Source organism: Herbaspirillum sp. FG34 (genome assembly GCF_057809315.1).
Genome location: NZ_JBMDJS010000033.1, coordinates 1 through 14,823, shown reverse-complemented (window position 1 = coordinate 14,823; position 14,823 = coordinate 1). Strand labels below are relative to the sequence as shown.

Sequence of the window (14,823 nt, the reverse complement as noted above, 5' to 3'; positions counted from 1 at the left end):
CAGCGCCCTTTCTGGACAGAACGCATCTCACGCCTATTTATGAAATGGGTTCTAATGGCGGGATTGCGTAAATGAAGTGTTATGCCAAATTCCCGGTCAGCGGGAACGCGCTGTTTCACCTTTTGGATCATGAACCCGTCCCCTTTTTCTTCCATTCCTGCTGCCAGTTCCCCCCCTTCTGAGCGTGTCATCCTCATCACCGGCGCCGCGCGCGGCATCGGTGCGGCGGTGGCCACGACGGTCGCGTCCCCCGATGTCGCCCTGGTCCTGCATGCCCGCAGCGCATCGCCGGAGTTGCAGGCGGTGGCGCAGCAGTGCCGTGCGCAGGGAGCCGACTGCACGCTGGCGCTGGGCGACCTGGCCGAGCCACAGACCGCTGCGCACTTGCGTGACGCGGCGCTGGCGCACTACGGACGGCTCGATGCGCTGGTCGCCAATGCCGGCTTTGCCGATCGCAAGCGTATCGGTGAACTGGATGAGGCCGATTGGTCGCGTTCCATGGAGGCGCTCCCGGGCGGCTTCTTCCGTCTGGTGACGGCGTGCCGGGAACCCTTGCAGGCCAGCCCACAGGGCCGCGTGGTGGCGGTGAGTTCCTTCGTGGCGCATGTGTTTCGTCTTGGCGAATCGGGCTTTCCGGCTTCGGCGGCGGCCAAGGCCGGCATCGAGGCGCTGGTCAGGTCGCTGGCCGTGCAGGTGGCAGCGGCGGGCGTGACGGTCAACGCGGTGGCGCCCGGTTACGTTCAGAAGAGCGACCCGGCCAAGTCGGCCATCGATCCGGCCGCCTGGGAGGCGGCGCTGGCGCGCATCCCCTTGCAGCGCCTGGGACAGCCGCAGGAGATCGCCAACGTGATCGCCTTCCTCCTCAGCCCGGCGGCGTCCTATGTCACCGGCCAGGTGTGGCATGTGGATGGCGGACTGACGCTGTAGCGACAAGAAGATTTAAATTATTTATATTGTTTAGTCTATTTATATTCATTGATCATTTCCGGAAGTTGAACTGACACCATGCGCATCATCGTGCTGGGCGCCGGCATCGTCGGCGTCACCACTGCTTATTTCCTCCGCGAGCGCGGCCACGAGGTCGTCGTGGTGGAACGCCGCGCCGAGGTGGCCGCCGAGACCAGCGTCGGCAATGCCGGCCACGTCTGTCCCTCCTACGCCACCCCGTGGGCGGCGCCGGGCATGCCGGCCAAGTCGCTGAAGTGGTCGGTGCAGAGCTGGCTGGGCATCGAAGCGGCCTTGCGCTTTACGCCCCGTCTGGATGCGCATCAGTGGAAATGGCTCAAGACTTTTCTGGCGCAATGCACGCCCGAGCGCTATGCCGTCAACAAGGCGCGCATGGGGCGGCTGGCGCGCTACAGTCACAGCCAGTTGAAGCAGATACGCGAGCGTCTGGATATCCGCTACGAGCAGACCAGCGGCGGCAACCTGCAACTGTTCCGCACCCAGGAAGGGCTGGACAATGCCGGGCTGTCGACCAAGGTATTGGCCGAAGCCGGGGTGCCCTTCGAATTGCTGGATGCCGAGGGTTGCGTGGCTTTCGATCCGGGCTTGCATGCGGCCCGACAGGAATTGAAGGGCGGGCTGCTCTTGCCGCTCGATGAGACCGGCAATTGCCCGCTGTTTGCGCGCGCCCTGGCAGGATGGCTGCAGGCGCATGGGGTGGAGTTTCACTTGTCCACAGAGGTGCAGGCCATCGAGGTGGCCGGTGCGCGGGTCAGCGGGCTGCGTACCCGCACCGGCACGCTGCGCGCCGATGCCTACGTCGTCGCCTGCGCCAGCGCATCGGTACCGATGTTGAAACCCTTGGGGCTGGATCTGCCGATCTACCCGGTCAAGGGCTATGCCATCACGGTACCGGTGGCCGATCCTGCGAGCGCGCCGCGCAGTGGCGTCATGGACGAGTACTACAAGGTCGCCATCACGCGCATGGGGCAGCATATCCGTGCGGCAGGCACGGCCGAGATCGGCAGCTGGGATACGCGCGTCACGCCGCGGGACTGCGCCACTGCCCTGAAGTCGCTGAAGAATCTTTATCCACAGGGGGCCGATCTGGCCAAGGTGGAGTACTGGGCCGGGCTGCGGCCGATGACACCGGATGGCGCACCGCTCATCGGTGCCACCCGCTATGCCAATCTGTGGCTCAACGCCGGGCATGGTTCCAATGGCTGGACCACGGCCTGCGGCTCGTCGGCCATCATCGCCGACAAGATCTCGGGCGTGGCCAGCGCCATCGAGAGTGGCGATCTGGAGCCGCAGCGCGCGTTCTGAACCTGGAACGCATCGCGCAGATTTAATGCGAACAGGCCCTAGTGATCAAACAGCGCATCCACGTTGGCGCCATTGCTGAAGCTGCTCAATGCCCAGCCACCAGGCGTGTGGTAGAAGATGAACATCCACGGGATGGGCTGGCGTTCGGTTTTTTCGATATAGGTGAGCTTCATCAGTGACTGGCCCACTTTCTCGGAGCGGATGAATTCATAGCCGACCGAATTGCCGACCAGCGCCTCGATGGCCGAGCGCGCGCTGCGCGCGTTGGTGCGCGCAGTCTCGAAGGCGCGGATATCCACCAAGGCATAAGGCGAGAGCAGGCCGTAGGCATCATCGGTGCGGCCGGCACCGGCCTGGGCCATGACCTTGTCGGCCAGGGCGCGTACTTCGCTGTCGGACTTGAGGGTATCGGCGCGGGCGGCATGCAGCATGCCAGCCATCGCCAGCGAGGCCAGCAGGGAACGGGCGAGCAGTGAGGGCATGGAAGTCTCCTTGGAAAATCGACACAGGCGCCTATTGTGCCAGCACTGCGCAAGGCCTCGCCATGATGTGCCCTGGCGTCACGTACGCGGCTGTTAAGCGTGTACAGGGTCAGCGTAAATCAAGGTAAAACGGCCATGTGGCGACAATATGCGCCGCTATGATGGGCAGCCTGTAATCCCTGCCCCTCGCGACATGCGGGGACCCTGCCAGAGGATTGCGCTCGGGGAGAGCATCATGCGCACCATCATCATTGCCACCTTGCTGGCTTCATCGCTGTCGGGCTGCATCGTCACGTCCGGCAATGCCCTGGTCGATGCCGTGGGACTGGTTGGTTCCACCGCCTCCAGCGTGCGGGCGATGACGCCCAACTCGGTCCAGAATCCCATCGTCTACAGCAAGGACCCGATCCATGAAGTCTGCATCGAGTGGAATGGTTCGGTGGCCCTGAGCGACTTCGTCCCCGGTCTGCAGGGCGAACTGCAAAAGCACGGCGTACAAAGCCGCGTCTACGATGCCGGCACCCAGGCACTGAACTGCCCGGTGACCTTGAGCTATGTGGGTTACGTCAAATGGGATACCAAGGTCTTCACCGATGCCTATACCCCCTATCTCACCTATGCTGCGCTGACCCTGCGTCGCGAGGGACGCGTGCTGGGCACGGCGCAGTACCGGCTGGGCTCCTTCGGTCAGGACAAGTGGGCCAGCGCCGGTGACAAGCTGGCGCCACTGATCGATGCGCTGTTCCCCGGCAATCCGCAGGTGGCGGACAATTCGCCGGACAACATGCGCAGTGCGGCCAACGGATTCTGACGGTATCGCACATGCTTTGCCGCGCTCGACGCGGTGTGCGCGGTGATCGGCGCAATGAAAAACGGCAAGCTGCGCGCTTGCCGTTTTTTCGTTTTGTCGTTTTTCGTTTGTCCCTGCCGCATCCTCTGCGGCAGGGACAGCCTGATCACCAGATGGTCAGCAGGCGGCGGAAGAAGTTGCCATCGGTGCTGGCGTCGGCCACCGAGCCGCCGCCGACCTGTTCCAGCCGCGCGTCGGCCACGTTGGCCGAGGCCACGATGCCGCCACGGATGTCGCGCGTGCGCACTACGCCGGAGAAGCGCAGCGTATTGACGTTGCCATTGACGCCGATGCGCTTTTCACCGGCCACCACCAGGTTGCGGTTGGGCAGGACCTCGACGATGGAGACCATCAGCGTCCCGCTCATGGTGTTGGTATTGCTGCTGTCACCGGATCCCTTGAAGGTATTGCTGCCGCTGGCCGAATAGTTGGCGTCGTAGAGCTGCGTGAACAGGCCGCCCAGCGGTGCACCCGAGCCCGGGCCCTTTTGCGTGAGCGAACTGTCGCGGCTGTTGCTGGTGGCGGCCTTGTTGCTGCTGCTGATGGATTCGGAGATGTCGATCTTGATGATGTCGCCCACGTTGTAGGTGGTCGGCTCCTCGAAGAGCTGGGCGCTGGAAACCCGGAAGATGGCGCCGTTGTTTTCCACGTTGGCCACCTGATAGGCCGGTCGCACGCTGGTGGGCCCGGTCACCATGGGTGCCGGACTGTTGCAGGCCGATAGCGAGACGGCCAGTGCGCAGGCACCGGCAAGGCGATACTGGAATGTCATGGTGATCCCCCGATGGCGGCCAGGCTGGATGCCCGGCACACGTCGCCGCCTGCTGTTGCCAGATGCAGTAACACGTGCGTGCGGCGCGTGCAGGGATGATGGTGGCTGTGGACGTAAGCAGCGGTTAGGCCGGTGTAAAGTGCGGCAAACAATCATCAATGGTCGTTAAGCCTCAGCGCCGCCGGGGTGTGCCTCAGAGTCCGCTGCACGATCTGCGGCACCATCGGCGGCGCGATCGGCGGCATTAAGCCAGGTTTAATGCTTCATCGATCAAGCATTAATGCGACATGAATGGGGCCTGCACCTTGGACGGCGCGCCAGCAGGGCGATGCAGCCGATGTCATGACGCGGACTTGACGCTGGTTTGCCCTCAATGCGTCGACGTTTTTCCGTGCATAATGGCGCCACCCCCAACTCAGCGATCACGTTCGGCGTGCTCGCCCTCCATCATGGCAACAGACAAGAACCAGGCCGCCACCGGCACCGAGACGGCAGCACCCAGCGTGCATGACCAGCTGGTATCGGCCCGCATCCGCCAGCGTATCAAGGCGGCCGGCGTGCGTTTCCACGCCAACGACAATATCGCGGCCTTCATCAGGGAAGGCGAACTGGAGCAATTGCAGGCTGAGGTGCAGTCCAAGCTGGCGGCGGTGCTGGAGAGCCTGGTGATCGATGTCGAAAGCGATCACAACACCCAGGATACTGCCAAGCGCGTGGCCAAGATGTACTTGAACGAAGTCTTCAAGGGCCGTTACCAGGCACCGCCCCCGGTGACCGAGTTTCCCAACATCGAGCGCCTGAACGAGCTGATGATCGTCGGTCCCATCACGGTACGCAGCGCCTGCTCGCACCACCTGTGCCCGATCATGGGCAAGGTATGGGTGGGGGTGATGCCCAATGAACATTCCAACCTCATCGGCCTGTCCAAGTATGCGCGCCTGCTGGAGTGGATCATGAGCCGTCCGCAGATCCAGGAAGAAGCCGTCTCCCAGGCCGCCGACCTGCTCATGCAGAAGTTGCAGCCCGATGGCCTGGCCATCGTCATGGAAGCCGATCACTTCTGCATGCACTGGCGCGGCGTCAAGGATGTGGAGTCGAAGATGATCAACAGCGTCATGCGGGGATCCTTCCTGCGCGACGCCAACCTGCGCCGCGAATTCCTGGCGCTGATTTCCCAACGTCAACGAGGTTAATCATGCTGGTTCGTCTGATCTATGCAAGCCGTGCTCGCCAGACCATCACCCACGAGACCATCGAGGGCGTTCTCGCGGCCTCGCGTCAGCGCAATCCGCAGCAGGGCATCACCGGCGTGCTGTGCTACAGCGATACCATTTTCGTGCAGGTGCTCGAAGGCGGGCGTGATCAGGTCAATCGCCTCTATGGCCGACTGCTGCGTGATGATCGCCACCAGGATGTGATCCTGCTGGCCTATGAATCCATCGATGAACGCCAGTACTCGTCCTGGACCATGGGCAAGATCCGGCTGGACAAGATCAACCGCTCGCTGTTGCTGAAATATTCGGCCACGGGCGAACTCAATCCCTATGACGTCTCCAGCTGTTCTACGGTGGCGTTGTTGAATGAGCTGGCGTCGACGGCGGCGTTCGCGCAGCGCGATTGAGTGCGACTGACTGCGATTGATGCGGAGCAGATGAAAACGGCGCCCAAGGCGCCGTTTTCCATTCTTGCGGCTGCAGTACCGCTCAGTTCAGGTCGATGCTGGGCAGGCTGCGGATGCCCCACTTGGCCGGATCGGCATAGGCCACGATCTTGTCGCCGCCGCGCGCCAGGTCGATGATTTCCGGCTGGAGAGGCATGCGGCTGGTGGTCGAGTAGAACAGTTTGATGCGCGGCGTGAGCAGCTGGTCCGGACGCTGGTCCACCACCACGCCCAGGCGCCCCGATTGCAGGATCACGCAGGAGCCGGTCGGGTAGATGCCGATGGCCTTGACGAAGGCTTCCATCGTGATCGGATCGAAATGCCCGGCGCTGGCAGCCATGTGGCGGATCGAGCGGGCCGGATCCCAGCCGGCCTTGTAGGGACGGTTGGAGGTGATGGCGTCATAGACATCGCATACCGCACCCATCTTGGCCATGATGGAAATGCTGTCGGACTTGAGGTTGAAGGGATAGCCGGTGCCATCGATCTTCTCGTGATGATGCAGCGAGACGTCCAGCGCCGCCTCCCCGATCCCTTCGATCTGCTGGAGGATGCCGTGACCCTGCACGGTGTGCGAGCGCACCGAGGCGAATTCCTCTTCGGTCAGCTTGGCCGGTTTGTTGAGGATGTCCAGTGGCACGGCCATCTTGCCCACGTCATGCAGCAGCCCCGCCATGCCGGCCTGCCTGGTCTGTTCCGGGGTCATGCCCAGCTGGTTGGCCAGCGAGATCATCATCGCGCATACCGCCACTGAGTGCATGTAGGTGTAGTCATCGGTGGTCTTCAGACGCGCCAGGCTGATCAGGGCATCGGCATTGCGGGAGACCGACGAGGTGATTTCGGTCACCAGTTCGGCGGCGTCCTTGACGTCCACCGTCCTGCCCATGCGCGCTTCGGAAAACATGTGGAGCACGGTGGACTTGGAGGAAGAGATGATGCGGACCGCGCGTTCGCGTTCCACCGCCGTCTCGGTGCGCGTGGCCGGCCGGCGCACGGCCACGGTGGCGCTGGCGCCCTGATGGGCGATGACGATCTCGGCCGACGGTTGGGGCTGGTCGTCGTCGGCGGCGGCCTGATCGTCGTGATCATGTTCGGGCGCGATGTCACGGCCCTTGGCGGTATCGATGGTGACTTCGTCGACCGGGCAGTCGCGCAGCGTCTGCAGGTCTTCCAGCGTATCGATCTTGAAGGATTTGCGCCAGAAAGGGTGATTGATCCATCCGCCGGGGATGGAGTGGACATACATGCCCAGGCGCAATTGTTCTATGGCGATGGATTTCAACATATCGAATTCAGGTCTTGGCCTGCTGCTGGTTACCGTGCTGAACGCGGTTCGATTTCCCTGATGAAATGGACGCCTGTTCTTCTGTGGCTGGCTTCATGGTGACAGTCGGTAATGATGGATGAGCTGTCGGGTTTATCGTAACAGAATGGCTTTGGCTTTAGGCTGTTCGGGCGCTGCCTGGCGAGGAAATTTAGCGGGGATCTTGTGTAAAGTTTATGCGGGGAAAATGTTTGGAATGGAGATGTCAAAAAAACTGACGAAACCCCACGAAAGACAGCCACCGCGCGAGAATTCGGGCGGTGGTGGCGATGGGCAATACTGAGAAAAACTTATTTTTTCAGCGGAGCAGCGTAAGGGTTGCTGGTGAGCAAACGCAGGAAGCTGGCGATGCAGGCCACCCCGGCAAAGGCGGCACCGAAACCGAGGGCCAGGCGCGAGCCCTGGGTTTCCGACAGGTTGAAACACAGCGCTACCAGCGCCGCGCCCACGCTCTGGCCCAGCAGGCGCGCCGTGGCCACGATGCCGGAGGCACCGCCGCTGCGATGGGGCGGGGCGCTGGTCATGAGCGCCTTGAGATTGGGCGACTGGAAGAACCCGAATCCCATGCCGCAGAGCAGCATGCGCCAGCTGATCTCCCAGACGCTGGGTGCCGCCGGCATGAAGGTCATCGTCAGCAGTCCAGCGCACAGGAGCGCCAGGCCGACGCCGCCCAGGATGCCGACCGGATAGCGGTCCGACAGGCGTCCTGCAATCGGCGCCATGATGGCCACGGCTACCGGCCAGGGTGTCATGAGCAGGCCGATCTCGACCTGGCTGCGGCCCAGGTCATGGTGGAAGAAGAAGGGCAGCGAGACGAAGGCCAGGCCCTGCGCCGCAAAGGAGCATACGGCGGTAATGGCCGAAAGCGTGAACATGGGATGACGGAACAGGTCCACCGGCAGCATCGGCGCCGGATGCGACAGTTCGCGTCGCAGCAGGAACAGTCCGCAGAGGATGGCAGCAGCCAGCTCCAGCCCCACCACGCTGGCCTGGGCCCGATGCGCACCCTCGCCGATGGCCAGGATCAGCAGGCCGAAGGCGGCTGCGTTGAGCACGGCGCTGCGCAGGTCGAAGGCGTGCGAGGACAGCGCGGTATGCGGCAACGAGGGCAGGGCCAGGATCACGGCCGCTACGCCCAGCGGTACGTTGACCGCAAACAGCCATGGCCAGGGGGCGATGGCGAGGATGCCGGAGGCCACCGAGGGACCGACCGTGAAGGCGATGGCCACGATGAGGGTATTGAGTCCCACGCCGCGCCCCAGCGAGCGGGTGGGATAGATGAAGCGGATCAGCGCGGTATTGACGCTCATGATGCCGGCCCCGCCCAGTCCCTGCAGGAAGCGCGCCATCACCAGCGTGGGCAGTGACCAGGCCACGGCGCACAGCAGCGAAGCGGCCGTGAAGAGCACCAGTCCCCAGACATAGATGCGGCGATAGCCGATGATCTCTCCCAGCGCCGCCAGCGGCAGCAGGGCCACCATCATCGCCAGTTGATAGGCGGTGACGATCCAGACCGAGGCCGCCGGTGTGGTGTTGAGGTCCATCGCCATGGCGGGCAGGGCGGTGTTGGCGATGGCGGTATCGAGTGTGGCCAGGCCCACCGCGATGCCCAGCGCCAGGATGGCGCGGCCGCGCTGCTCGGGAGGCAAGCCCTCGCCGGCGATGACGATGTGAGGAGCAGGAGCGCCGGAGGCGGAGGGTTGTGAGGGCATGGGTTCGTTGGGTTCTGGCGTTGAGACAGGGCGGTCAATGATAGCGGGGAACGTGCGAGTACGCAGGAGGCGGCCACGCGCCGGGCGGCTGCGCTATGATGGCGGTTTGCGCCGGCGTGGCTGGCGGTTTTTGATCACGGAGTGGCAAGCATGTCCAAACAGCAGTTGTCGGAGCGCCTGTGCGCATGGATCGATCAGCATTTCGAGGAAGAAGTCGGCGTACTCCAGCAACTCATCCGCATTCCCACGGACACGCCGCCCGGCAACAATGCTCCCCACGCCGATGCGGTGGCCGCGTTGGTCCAGACCTGGGGCTGGCAGGCCGAGAAGCATGCGGTGCCGGCCGAGCAGGTGCGTGACTACGGCATGCAGAGCATCACCAACCTGATCGTGCGCCGTCCCTATGGCGACGGTGGTCCGACCCTGGCCTTGAATGCCCACGGCGACGTGGTGCCGCCGGGCGAAGGCTGGACCCACGATCCCTATGGCGGCGAGGTGGCCGATGGCCGCATCTATGGCCGTGCCGCGGCCGTCTCCAAGAGCGACTTCGCCAGCTACCTCTTCGCCACCCGTGCGCTGGAGTCGCTGGGTGCTGCACTGCGCGGCGCGGTCGAGCTGCACTTCACCTATGACGAGGAATTCGGCGGCGTGCTCGGCCCGGGCTGGCTGCTGGAACAGCAGCTGACCCGTCCGGATTACGTGCTGGCGGCCGGCTTCAGCTACAACGTGGTGACCGCGCACAATGCCTGCCTGCAGTTCGAGGTGACCGTGCATGGTCGGGCCACCCACGGCTCCATGCCCGAGACCGGCCATGATGCCCTGCAGGCGGCCAACGCCATTCTCAATGCCATCTACGGCGCACTGCCGGGCTTGAAGGAGATCCGCTCGTCCATCCCCGGCATCAGCCATCCGACCATGATCGTCGGTCGCATCGATGGCGGCACCAATACCAACGTGGTGCCGGGCAAGGTGGTGCTGAAGATGGACCGCCGCATGATTCCCGAGGAAGACCCGGCACAGGTCGAAGCCGGTGTGCGCAAGCTGATCGACGATGCAGTGGCGGGCCTGCCGGGCATTCGCGTGGAGATTCGCCGCCTGCTGCTGGCGCGTGCATTGCGTCCGCTGCCCGGTCACGAGAAGCTGGTGGAGAGCCTGCTGCGCAATGCCGAGCAGGTCATGGGCGAGACGCTCACCACCAATGGTTCGGCGCTCTACACTGATGCCCGCCTGTATGGCGAAGCCGGCATTCCGGTGGTGCTGTTCGGTGCCGGACCGCGTACGCTCATGGAATCCAACGCCAAGCAGGCCGACGAGAACCTGGCTCTGGAAGACCTCAGGAAGGCCACCAAGGTGGTGGCACTGATGCTGCTGGATTTCCTCGGCCCGCAGGACTGACACCGGTATCGGGCCTGGGGATTGCCATCAGGAAACGCCGCCGCATCGCAGGCGGGCCGACAAATGATTACAATGTGTGCCCGCAACAGCGTGGCCGACATTGCCCGTCGGCATGTTCCGGGCCGGAGGGCTGAGCCCCCGGATAACCAGGCAAGTCTTGTGGGACCGAGATCAATCGCATGTTCAACGCCATCGAGCACACTCATTCGCCCCAGTCGCCAGCCGGCCGCAAGCCCGGCTACCTGGGACTGTCGTTCCGGCAGTTGCTGCTGGCGGCCTTCCTGCTGATCGCCGCGCTGCTCAGCGGCGCCTCCATCCACGCCCTCTTCACGCTGGACCGCATGTCGGCCAACAGCCGCGAGACCGCGCGCCAGGCCGTGCAGCTGACCGAATCGGCGCAACGCCTGGCCGAGCGGACCGTGGCCATGGAGCGCAGCGCGCGCCAGTATCTGGTGCTGGATGACCCCGCCTTCCGTGACCGCTTCAACGAGGCGCGCGAGCAGGCGCGGCAGGCGCTGGGGGAATTGTCGGATTCGCTGCCGATGGCGCCGCGCGAGCTGTTCAGCCAGTGGGGGCTGTCCGTGGACGAGGCCGCCGGCGTGCTGGAGGCCGATTCGCGCAAGGACAAGGACGAGCAGGCCAAGCTGTTCCAGGACTTTGCCCGCCTGCCCGCGCTCAATGAACGCATCGCGCTGGAGAGCCGGCGCGAGGTGGATCGCCGCAACAATGCGCTGTCGGCCGCGCTGGAACAGCAACGTCAGCTGCTCACCATTCAGGTGGTGGGGGCCATCGTGCTGGCCGTCCTGCTGGCCTTCTGCTTCGGATTGTGGCTCTCGCGGCCGATGGCGCGGCTGGAGCAGGCCATCGGCCGCCTGGGCGACAATCGCTTCGACCAGCCCATCGACGTGCGCGGCCCCGCTGACATTCGTCGTCTGGGCCAGCAACTGGACTGGTTGCGCCAGCGCCTGGCCGACCTGGAGGCCGAGAAATCGCGCTTCCTGCGGCACGTCTCCCATGAGCTGAAGACGCCGCTGGCCGCCCTCTGCGAAGGTGCGGCTCTGCTCGACGATGGCGTGGCCGGACAGCTCACCGACAACCAGCGCGAGATCGCCCGCATCCTGCGCCAGAATACCCAGTCGCTGCAGACCCAGATCGAGGACCTGCTGCGCTATAACGAAGTTTCCTTCGATGCCCAGCGCATCCATCCGGTACCGGTGGACTTGCGCGCGCTGTTGCACAAGGTGATCGATGACCAGCGGCTGCAATGGCTGGCGCGCCAGCTGAAGGTGGAAATCGAGGGGGCCGCCCGCACCGTGGTGGTCGATCCCGAGAAGATGGCCATCGTACTGGCCAACCTGCTCTCCAATGCCGTGCGCTTCAGCCCGCAGGGTGGTTTCATCCGTTTCCTGCTGACCGAGCTGCCGGGCATGGTGCGGGTGGAATGCCTGGACCAGGGGCCCGGTGTGGCGCCCACCGATGCGGCGCGCATCTTCGAACCGTTCTACCAGGGCCTGCACCAGCCCACCGGTGCCCGTCGCGGCAATGGCATCGGTCTATCCGTGGTGCGTGAGTACGTGCAGGCGCATAGTGGCAAGGTGTATCTGGTCCCGCGCGAGGGTGGGGCCCATTTCCGAATCGAGTTGCCTGATGAAAAATAAAATCCTGATCCTGGCCTGCTCCGTCCTGCTGGCTGCATGTGCGGGGCAGCAGTTGGCCCCGACTTCCACCGTGCAAATGATTCATTCCAGCAGCAACATCGACGAGCTGCTGGCCTACAACGCCCAGCTGCGCAAGATGACACCGGCTGAACTGGCGCGTGAGTTGCAGCGTCTCAACACCTATCCGGCCGGCCCGGCGACCAACGTGCGCCGCGCCATGGCGCTGTCGCTGACCCGCGATGCCATCGATCTGGCCAAGGCCGAAGCGCAGCTATGGAACGTCATGGCCGATCGCAGCGTCGAAGCGGAGAAGCTCAAGCCTTTGGTGCAGTTGCTGGTTGGTCATTATTCCGACCTGCGCCGCGTGGCCGACGTTGCCGAGAAGTCTTCGGTACAACTGAAGGAAGCGCAGCGCAAGGTCGATCAGCTCAACGACAAGCTGGAAGCGCTCAAGAACATCGAACGGACCCTGCCGGCTGGCGGCAAGTGACCTGAGTCCCTGAGGACCGGGACGCCGCCATCCCGTCGGGGCCGTTCCCTTTACTGGAACTGGAGTCCCGATGGGAAAGACTGCCCCCCTGATGCTGGTCGACGATGATCCCGACCTGCTGCGCCTGTTGACGCTGCGCCTGAACGCCAGCGGCTACCGTATCCTGGCCGTGGAAAGCGCCGAGGCCGCCCTGGCCCAGCTGGCCATTGCGCTGCCGGCGCTGGTAGTCACCGATGTGCGGCTGCCCGGCATGGATGGACTGGCCCTGTTTGCCGAGATCCGCAGCCGGTATCCCGCCTTGCCGGTGATCCTGCTGACTGCGCATGGGACCATCCCCGATGCCGTCGAGGCCACGACCAAGGGCGCGTTCGCCTATCTCACCAAGCCCTTTGACGGTCATGTCCTGCTGGACAAGGTGGCGCAGGCCCTGAGCCTGTCCGCCCCGGCCCAAGACGCACCGGACGAAGTCTGGCGCGCCGATATCATCAGCCGCAGCCAGCGCATCGACGAGTTGCTGGCCGAGGCGCGGCTGGTGGCGGCCTCTGATGCCAGCATCCTCATTCGAGGCGATAGCGGGACGGGCAAGGAATTGCTGGCCCGCGCCATCCATCGCGCCAGTCCGCGCGCTGACAAACCGTTCATCGCCGTCAATTGCGGGGCCATTCCGGAACAGTTGCTGGAGTCCGAGTTGTTCGGCCACGTGAAGGGCGCATTTACGGGGGCTGTGGAGCATCGTGAAGGTTTGTTCCAGGCCGCTGATGGCGGCACCCTGTTTCTCGACGAAATCGGCGATATGCCACTGGCCCTTCAGGTCAAGCTGTTGCGGGTACTGCAGGAAAAGACCGTTCGGCAGGTCGGCGCCAACGAGGCCACCGCAGTGGATGTGCGGGTGATCTCGGCGACGCACCGCGATCTGGACCTGGCCATGAACCAGCGGCAGTTCCGCGCCGATCTGTACTATCGGCTCAATGTGGTCACCCTCAGCCTGCCGCCGCTGGAGGAGCGACGCGAGGATATCCCCTTGCTGGCCAATCATTTCCTCAAGACCATCGCTGCCCGGTACCCCAAGCGGCTGACCGGTTTTGCGCCGGACGCGCTGGAGGTGCTGAGTCTGGCGCATTGGCCGGGCAATGTGCGCCAGCTCTACAACGTGGTCGAGCAGGTTTGTGCGCTGTCGACTGCAGCGCTGATTCCGGCTTCTCTGGTGCAGCGGGCCTTGCGGGTGCCGACCCTGGATCTGTTGCGCTATGCCGAGGCCAAGCAGAAGTTCGAGCGCGATTATCTGGTGCGGCTACTGAAGTTGACTGATGGCAACGTCTCCGATGCGGCCCGACTGGCTGATCGCAACCGCACCGAGTTCTACCGCCTGCTGCAGAAGAACGGACTGGATCCGCGCCGCTTCAGGGGCGGCGAAGAGCCGGTCGCGCTGGAGCGACAGGATGGAGTCGTTTGAAATCAAGGACTTGCGCGCGGCCGCGCCGCCTGGTGTCGCGGCAGGCCGACGAAAAACGCGGGTTTGTCTGCTCATCAGTAGCGGGGCGGGCCGGAGTCGCTACGATAAGTCATTGATTTCATTGTCAAAATGAAGACTTGGCATGGCCCTTGCGAAGTGGTCAGTCAGAGTTGCCTATATAGATGAAGTAAAAGGCAATGCCGCGATTACCTCAGTTCAACAAGGAGAACGCCATGAACACATCCTCACTTGCAGCACGATTGCTGGCCGCCACCCTCACCATGGCCGCTGTCGCGCCCGCAGTCCAGGCAGCCGATTCCGGTAGCGCCCATGCACCTTCCGCCCAGAAAGCCGGTGCTTATATAGATGACTCCGTCATCACCGCGAAGGTGAAGGCGGCGCTGGTTGAGGACAAGCAGATCTCTTCCATGAAGATCAAGGTCATCACCAAGGAGGGCGTGGTCACCCTGAAGGGATCGGTCCCCAGCGCCGAACTGGGGCAGCATGCCTTGCAGTTGGTCGCCGGGATCGACGGCGTGAGGGACGTCAAGAGCGAATTGACGGTGAAGGCGGGATGACAGAGCCTGTAAGTACGCAAGAAAATTCACTAACCATTTGAATCACTTTGGTCGGTAAAAAGGGCCGCCCGTCAGGGCGGCCCTTTTTACTGAATGATTTCGCATTTCTTCATATCGGCTGGAAACCGGCGCCGGTAAAGGGCCTTGAGCGGATCGTGAAAGCGCGTGGAGCGCTCTT

General features: G+C 63.7%; 14 protein-coding genes. 10 read left to right on the top strand and 4 right to left on the bottom strand.

Going from position 1 to position 14,823, the window contains the following annotated elements:
* Positions 1 to 129: 129 nt before the first annotated feature.
* Both ACODSZ_RS22645 and ACODSZ_RS22640 read left to right on the top strand, forming a co-directional pair.
* A complete protein-coding gene (locus ACODSZ_RS22645) occupies positions 130 to 927 on the top strand; it encodes an SDR family NAD(P)-dependent oxidoreductase (RefSeq protein ID WP_488928585.1) in 798 nt (265 codons plus the stop codon).
* A gap of 78 nt (positions 928 to 1,005) precedes the next feature.
* Complete coding sequence (locus ACODSZ_RS22640) at positions 1,006 to 2,271, top strand: D-amino acid dehydrogenase (protein WP_488928584.1); 1,266 nt, start codon at positions 1,006 to 1,008, stop codon at positions 2,269 to 2,271.
* Between the two features lie 38 nt (positions 2,272 to 2,309).
* Here the strand turns inward: ACODSZ_RS22640 and ACODSZ_RS22635 are convergent, their stop codons facing one another.
* A complete protein-coding gene (locus ACODSZ_RS22635; RefSeq protein WP_008333794.1) occupies positions 2,310 to 2,753 on the bottom strand; it encodes a hypothetical protein in 444 nt (147 codons plus the stop codon).
* Between the two features lie 235 nt (positions 2,754 to 2,988).
* Here ACODSZ_RS22635 and ACODSZ_RS22630 point away from each other — a divergent pair, with 235 nt between their 5' ends.
* Complete coding sequence (locus tag ACODSZ_RS22630; protein WP_008333792.1) at positions 2,989 to 3,564, top strand: hypothetical protein; 576 nt, start codon at positions 2,989 to 2,991, stop codon at positions 3,562 to 3,564.
* A gap of 145 nt (positions 3,565 to 3,709) precedes the next feature.
* Here ACODSZ_RS22630 and ACODSZ_RS22625 read toward each other — a convergent pair whose 3' ends face one another.
* Complete coding sequence (locus tag ACODSZ_RS22625) at positions 3,710 to 4,375, bottom strand: flagellar basal body L-ring protein FlgH (RefSeq protein WP_034351704.1); 666 nt, start codon at positions 4,373 to 4,375, stop codon at positions 3,710 to 3,712.
* A gap of 449 nt (positions 4,376 to 4,824) precedes the next feature.
* Here ACODSZ_RS22625 and folE point away from each other — a divergent pair, with 449 nt between their 5' ends.
* Positions 4,825 to 5,568 (top strand): GTP cyclohydrolase I, encoded by a 744-nt coding sequence (folE, locus tag ACODSZ_RS22620; RefSeq protein ID WP_175344417.1) that lies wholly within the window; start codon positions 4,825 to 4,827, stop codon positions 5,566 to 5,568.
* A gap of 2 nt (positions 5,569 to 5,570) precedes the next feature.
* On the top strand, positions 5,571 to 5,996 hold the full coding sequence (locus ACODSZ_RS22615; protein WP_488928583.1) for a BLUF domain-containing protein: 426 nt from the start codon (positions 5,571 to 5,573) through the stop codon (positions 5,994 to 5,996).
* 82 nt (positions 5,997 to 6,078) lie between these two features.
* Here the strand turns inward: ACODSZ_RS22615 and ACODSZ_RS22610 are convergent, their stop codons facing one another.
* Together ACODSZ_RS22610 and ACODSZ_RS22605 are read right to left on the bottom strand one after the other, a co-directional pair.
* On the bottom strand, positions 6,079 to 7,320 hold the full coding sequence (locus ACODSZ_RS22610; RefSeq protein WP_488928582.1) for an HD-GYP domain-containing protein: 1,242 nt from the start codon (positions 7,318 to 7,320) through the stop codon (positions 6,079 to 6,081).
* Between the two features lie 329 nt (positions 7,321 to 7,649).
* Positions 7,650 to 9,071: an MFS transporter gene (locus ACODSZ_RS22605; protein WP_008333771.1), complete on the bottom strand. Its 1,422-nt coding sequence runs from the start codon at positions 9,069 to 9,071 to the stop codon at positions 7,650 to 7,652.
* A 150-nt stretch (positions 9,072 to 9,221) separates the two neighbouring features.
* Here ACODSZ_RS22605 and ACODSZ_RS22600 point away from each other — a divergent pair, with 150 nt between their 5' ends.
* The 5 genes from ACODSZ_RS22600 (at position 9,222) to ACODSZ_RS22580 (ending at position 14,645) form a co-directional block, all read left to right on the top strand.
* Complete coding sequence (locus ACODSZ_RS22600) at positions 9,222 to 10,466, top strand: M20/M25/M40 family metallo-hydrolase (RefSeq protein ID WP_175344415.1); 1,245 nt, start codon at positions 9,222 to 9,224, stop codon at positions 10,464 to 10,466.
* 179 nt (positions 10,467 to 10,645) lie between these two features.
* The gene (locus tag ACODSZ_RS22595) at positions 10,646 to 12,124 is read left to right on the top strand and encodes a HAMP domain-containing sensor histidine kinase (RefSeq protein ID WP_175344414.1); all 1,479 of its coding nucleotides are present in this window, start codon (positions 10,646 to 10,648) and stop codon (positions 12,122 to 12,124) included.
* Positions 12,114 to 12,614: a hypothetical protein gene (locus ACODSZ_RS22590; protein WP_008333760.1), complete on the top strand. Its 501-nt coding sequence runs from the start codon at positions 12,114 to 12,116 to the stop codon at positions 12,612 to 12,614. Before ACODSZ_RS22595 ends, ACODSZ_RS22590 begins: the two co-directional genes overlap by 11 nt.
* A 70-nt stretch (positions 12,615 to 12,684) precedes the next feature.
* Complete coding sequence (locus tag ACODSZ_RS22585) at positions 12,685 to 14,067, top strand: sigma 54-interacting transcriptional regulator (RefSeq protein WP_175344413.1); 1,383 nt, start codon at positions 12,685 to 12,687, stop codon at positions 14,065 to 14,067.
* Between the two features lie 233 nt (positions 14,068 to 14,300).
* Complete coding sequence (locus ACODSZ_RS22580) at positions 14,301 to 14,645, top strand: BON domain-containing protein (RefSeq protein ID WP_008333756.1); 345 nt, start codon at positions 14,301 to 14,303, stop codon at positions 14,643 to 14,645.
* Positions 14,646 to 14,823: the final 178 nt, after the last annotated feature.

Bases quoted from the DNA above. Each gene is read 5' to 3' on its own strand.
- ACODSZ_RS22610 (WP_488928582.1), bottom strand. From the start codon at position 7,320: ATGTTGAAATCCATCGCCATAGAACAATTGCGCCTGGGCATGTATGTC.
- ACODSZ_RS22615 (WP_488928583.1), top strand. From the start codon at position 5,571: ATGCTGGTTCGTCTGATCTATGCAAGCCGTGCTCGCCAGACCATCACC.
- ACODSZ_RS22605 (WP_008333771.1), bottom strand. From the start codon at position 9,071: ATGCCCTCACAACCCTCCGCCTCCGGCGCTCCTGCTCCTCACATCGTC.
- ACODSZ_RS22580 (WP_008333756.1), top strand. From the start codon at position 14,301: ATGAACACATCCTCACTTGCAGCACGATTGCTGGCCGCCACCCTCACC.
- ACODSZ_RS22630 (WP_008333792.1), top strand. From the start codon at position 2,989: ATGCGCACCATCATCATTGCCACCTTGCTGGCTTCATCGCTGTCGGGC.
- ACODSZ_RS22600 (WP_175344415.1), top strand. From the start codon at position 9,222: ATGTCCAAACAGCAGTTGTCGGAGCGCCTGTGCGCATGGATCGATCAG.
- folE (WP_175344417.1), top strand. From the start codon at position 4,825: ATGGCAACAGACAAGAACCAGGCCGCCACCGGCACCGAGACGGCAGCA.
- ACODSZ_RS22585 (WP_175344413.1), top strand. From the start codon at position 12,685: ATGGGAAAGACTGCCCCCCTGATGCTGGTCGACGATGATCCCGACCTG.
- ACODSZ_RS22625 (WP_034351704.1), bottom strand. From the start codon at position 4,375: ATGACATTCCAGTATCGCCTTGCCGGTGCCTGCGCACTGGCCGTCTCG.
- ACODSZ_RS22590 (WP_008333760.1), top strand. From the start codon at position 12,114: ATGAAAAATAAAATCCTGATCCTGGCCTGCTCCGTCCTGCTGGCTGCA.
- ACODSZ_RS22640 (WP_488928584.1), top strand. From the start codon at position 1,006: ATGCGCATCATCGTGCTGGGCGCCGGCATCGTCGGCGTCACCACTGCT.
- ACODSZ_RS22645 (WP_488928585.1), top strand. From the start codon at position 130: ATGAACCCGTCCCCTTTTTCTTCCATTCCTGCTGCCAGTTCCCCCCCT.
- ACODSZ_RS22635 (WP_008333794.1), bottom strand. From the start codon at position 2,753: ATGCCCTCACTGCTCGCCCGTTCCCTGCTGGCCTCGCTGGCGATGGCT.
- ACODSZ_RS22595 (WP_175344414.1), top strand. From the start codon at position 10,646: ATGTTCAACGCCATCGAGCACACTCATTCGCCCCAGTCGCCAGCCGGC.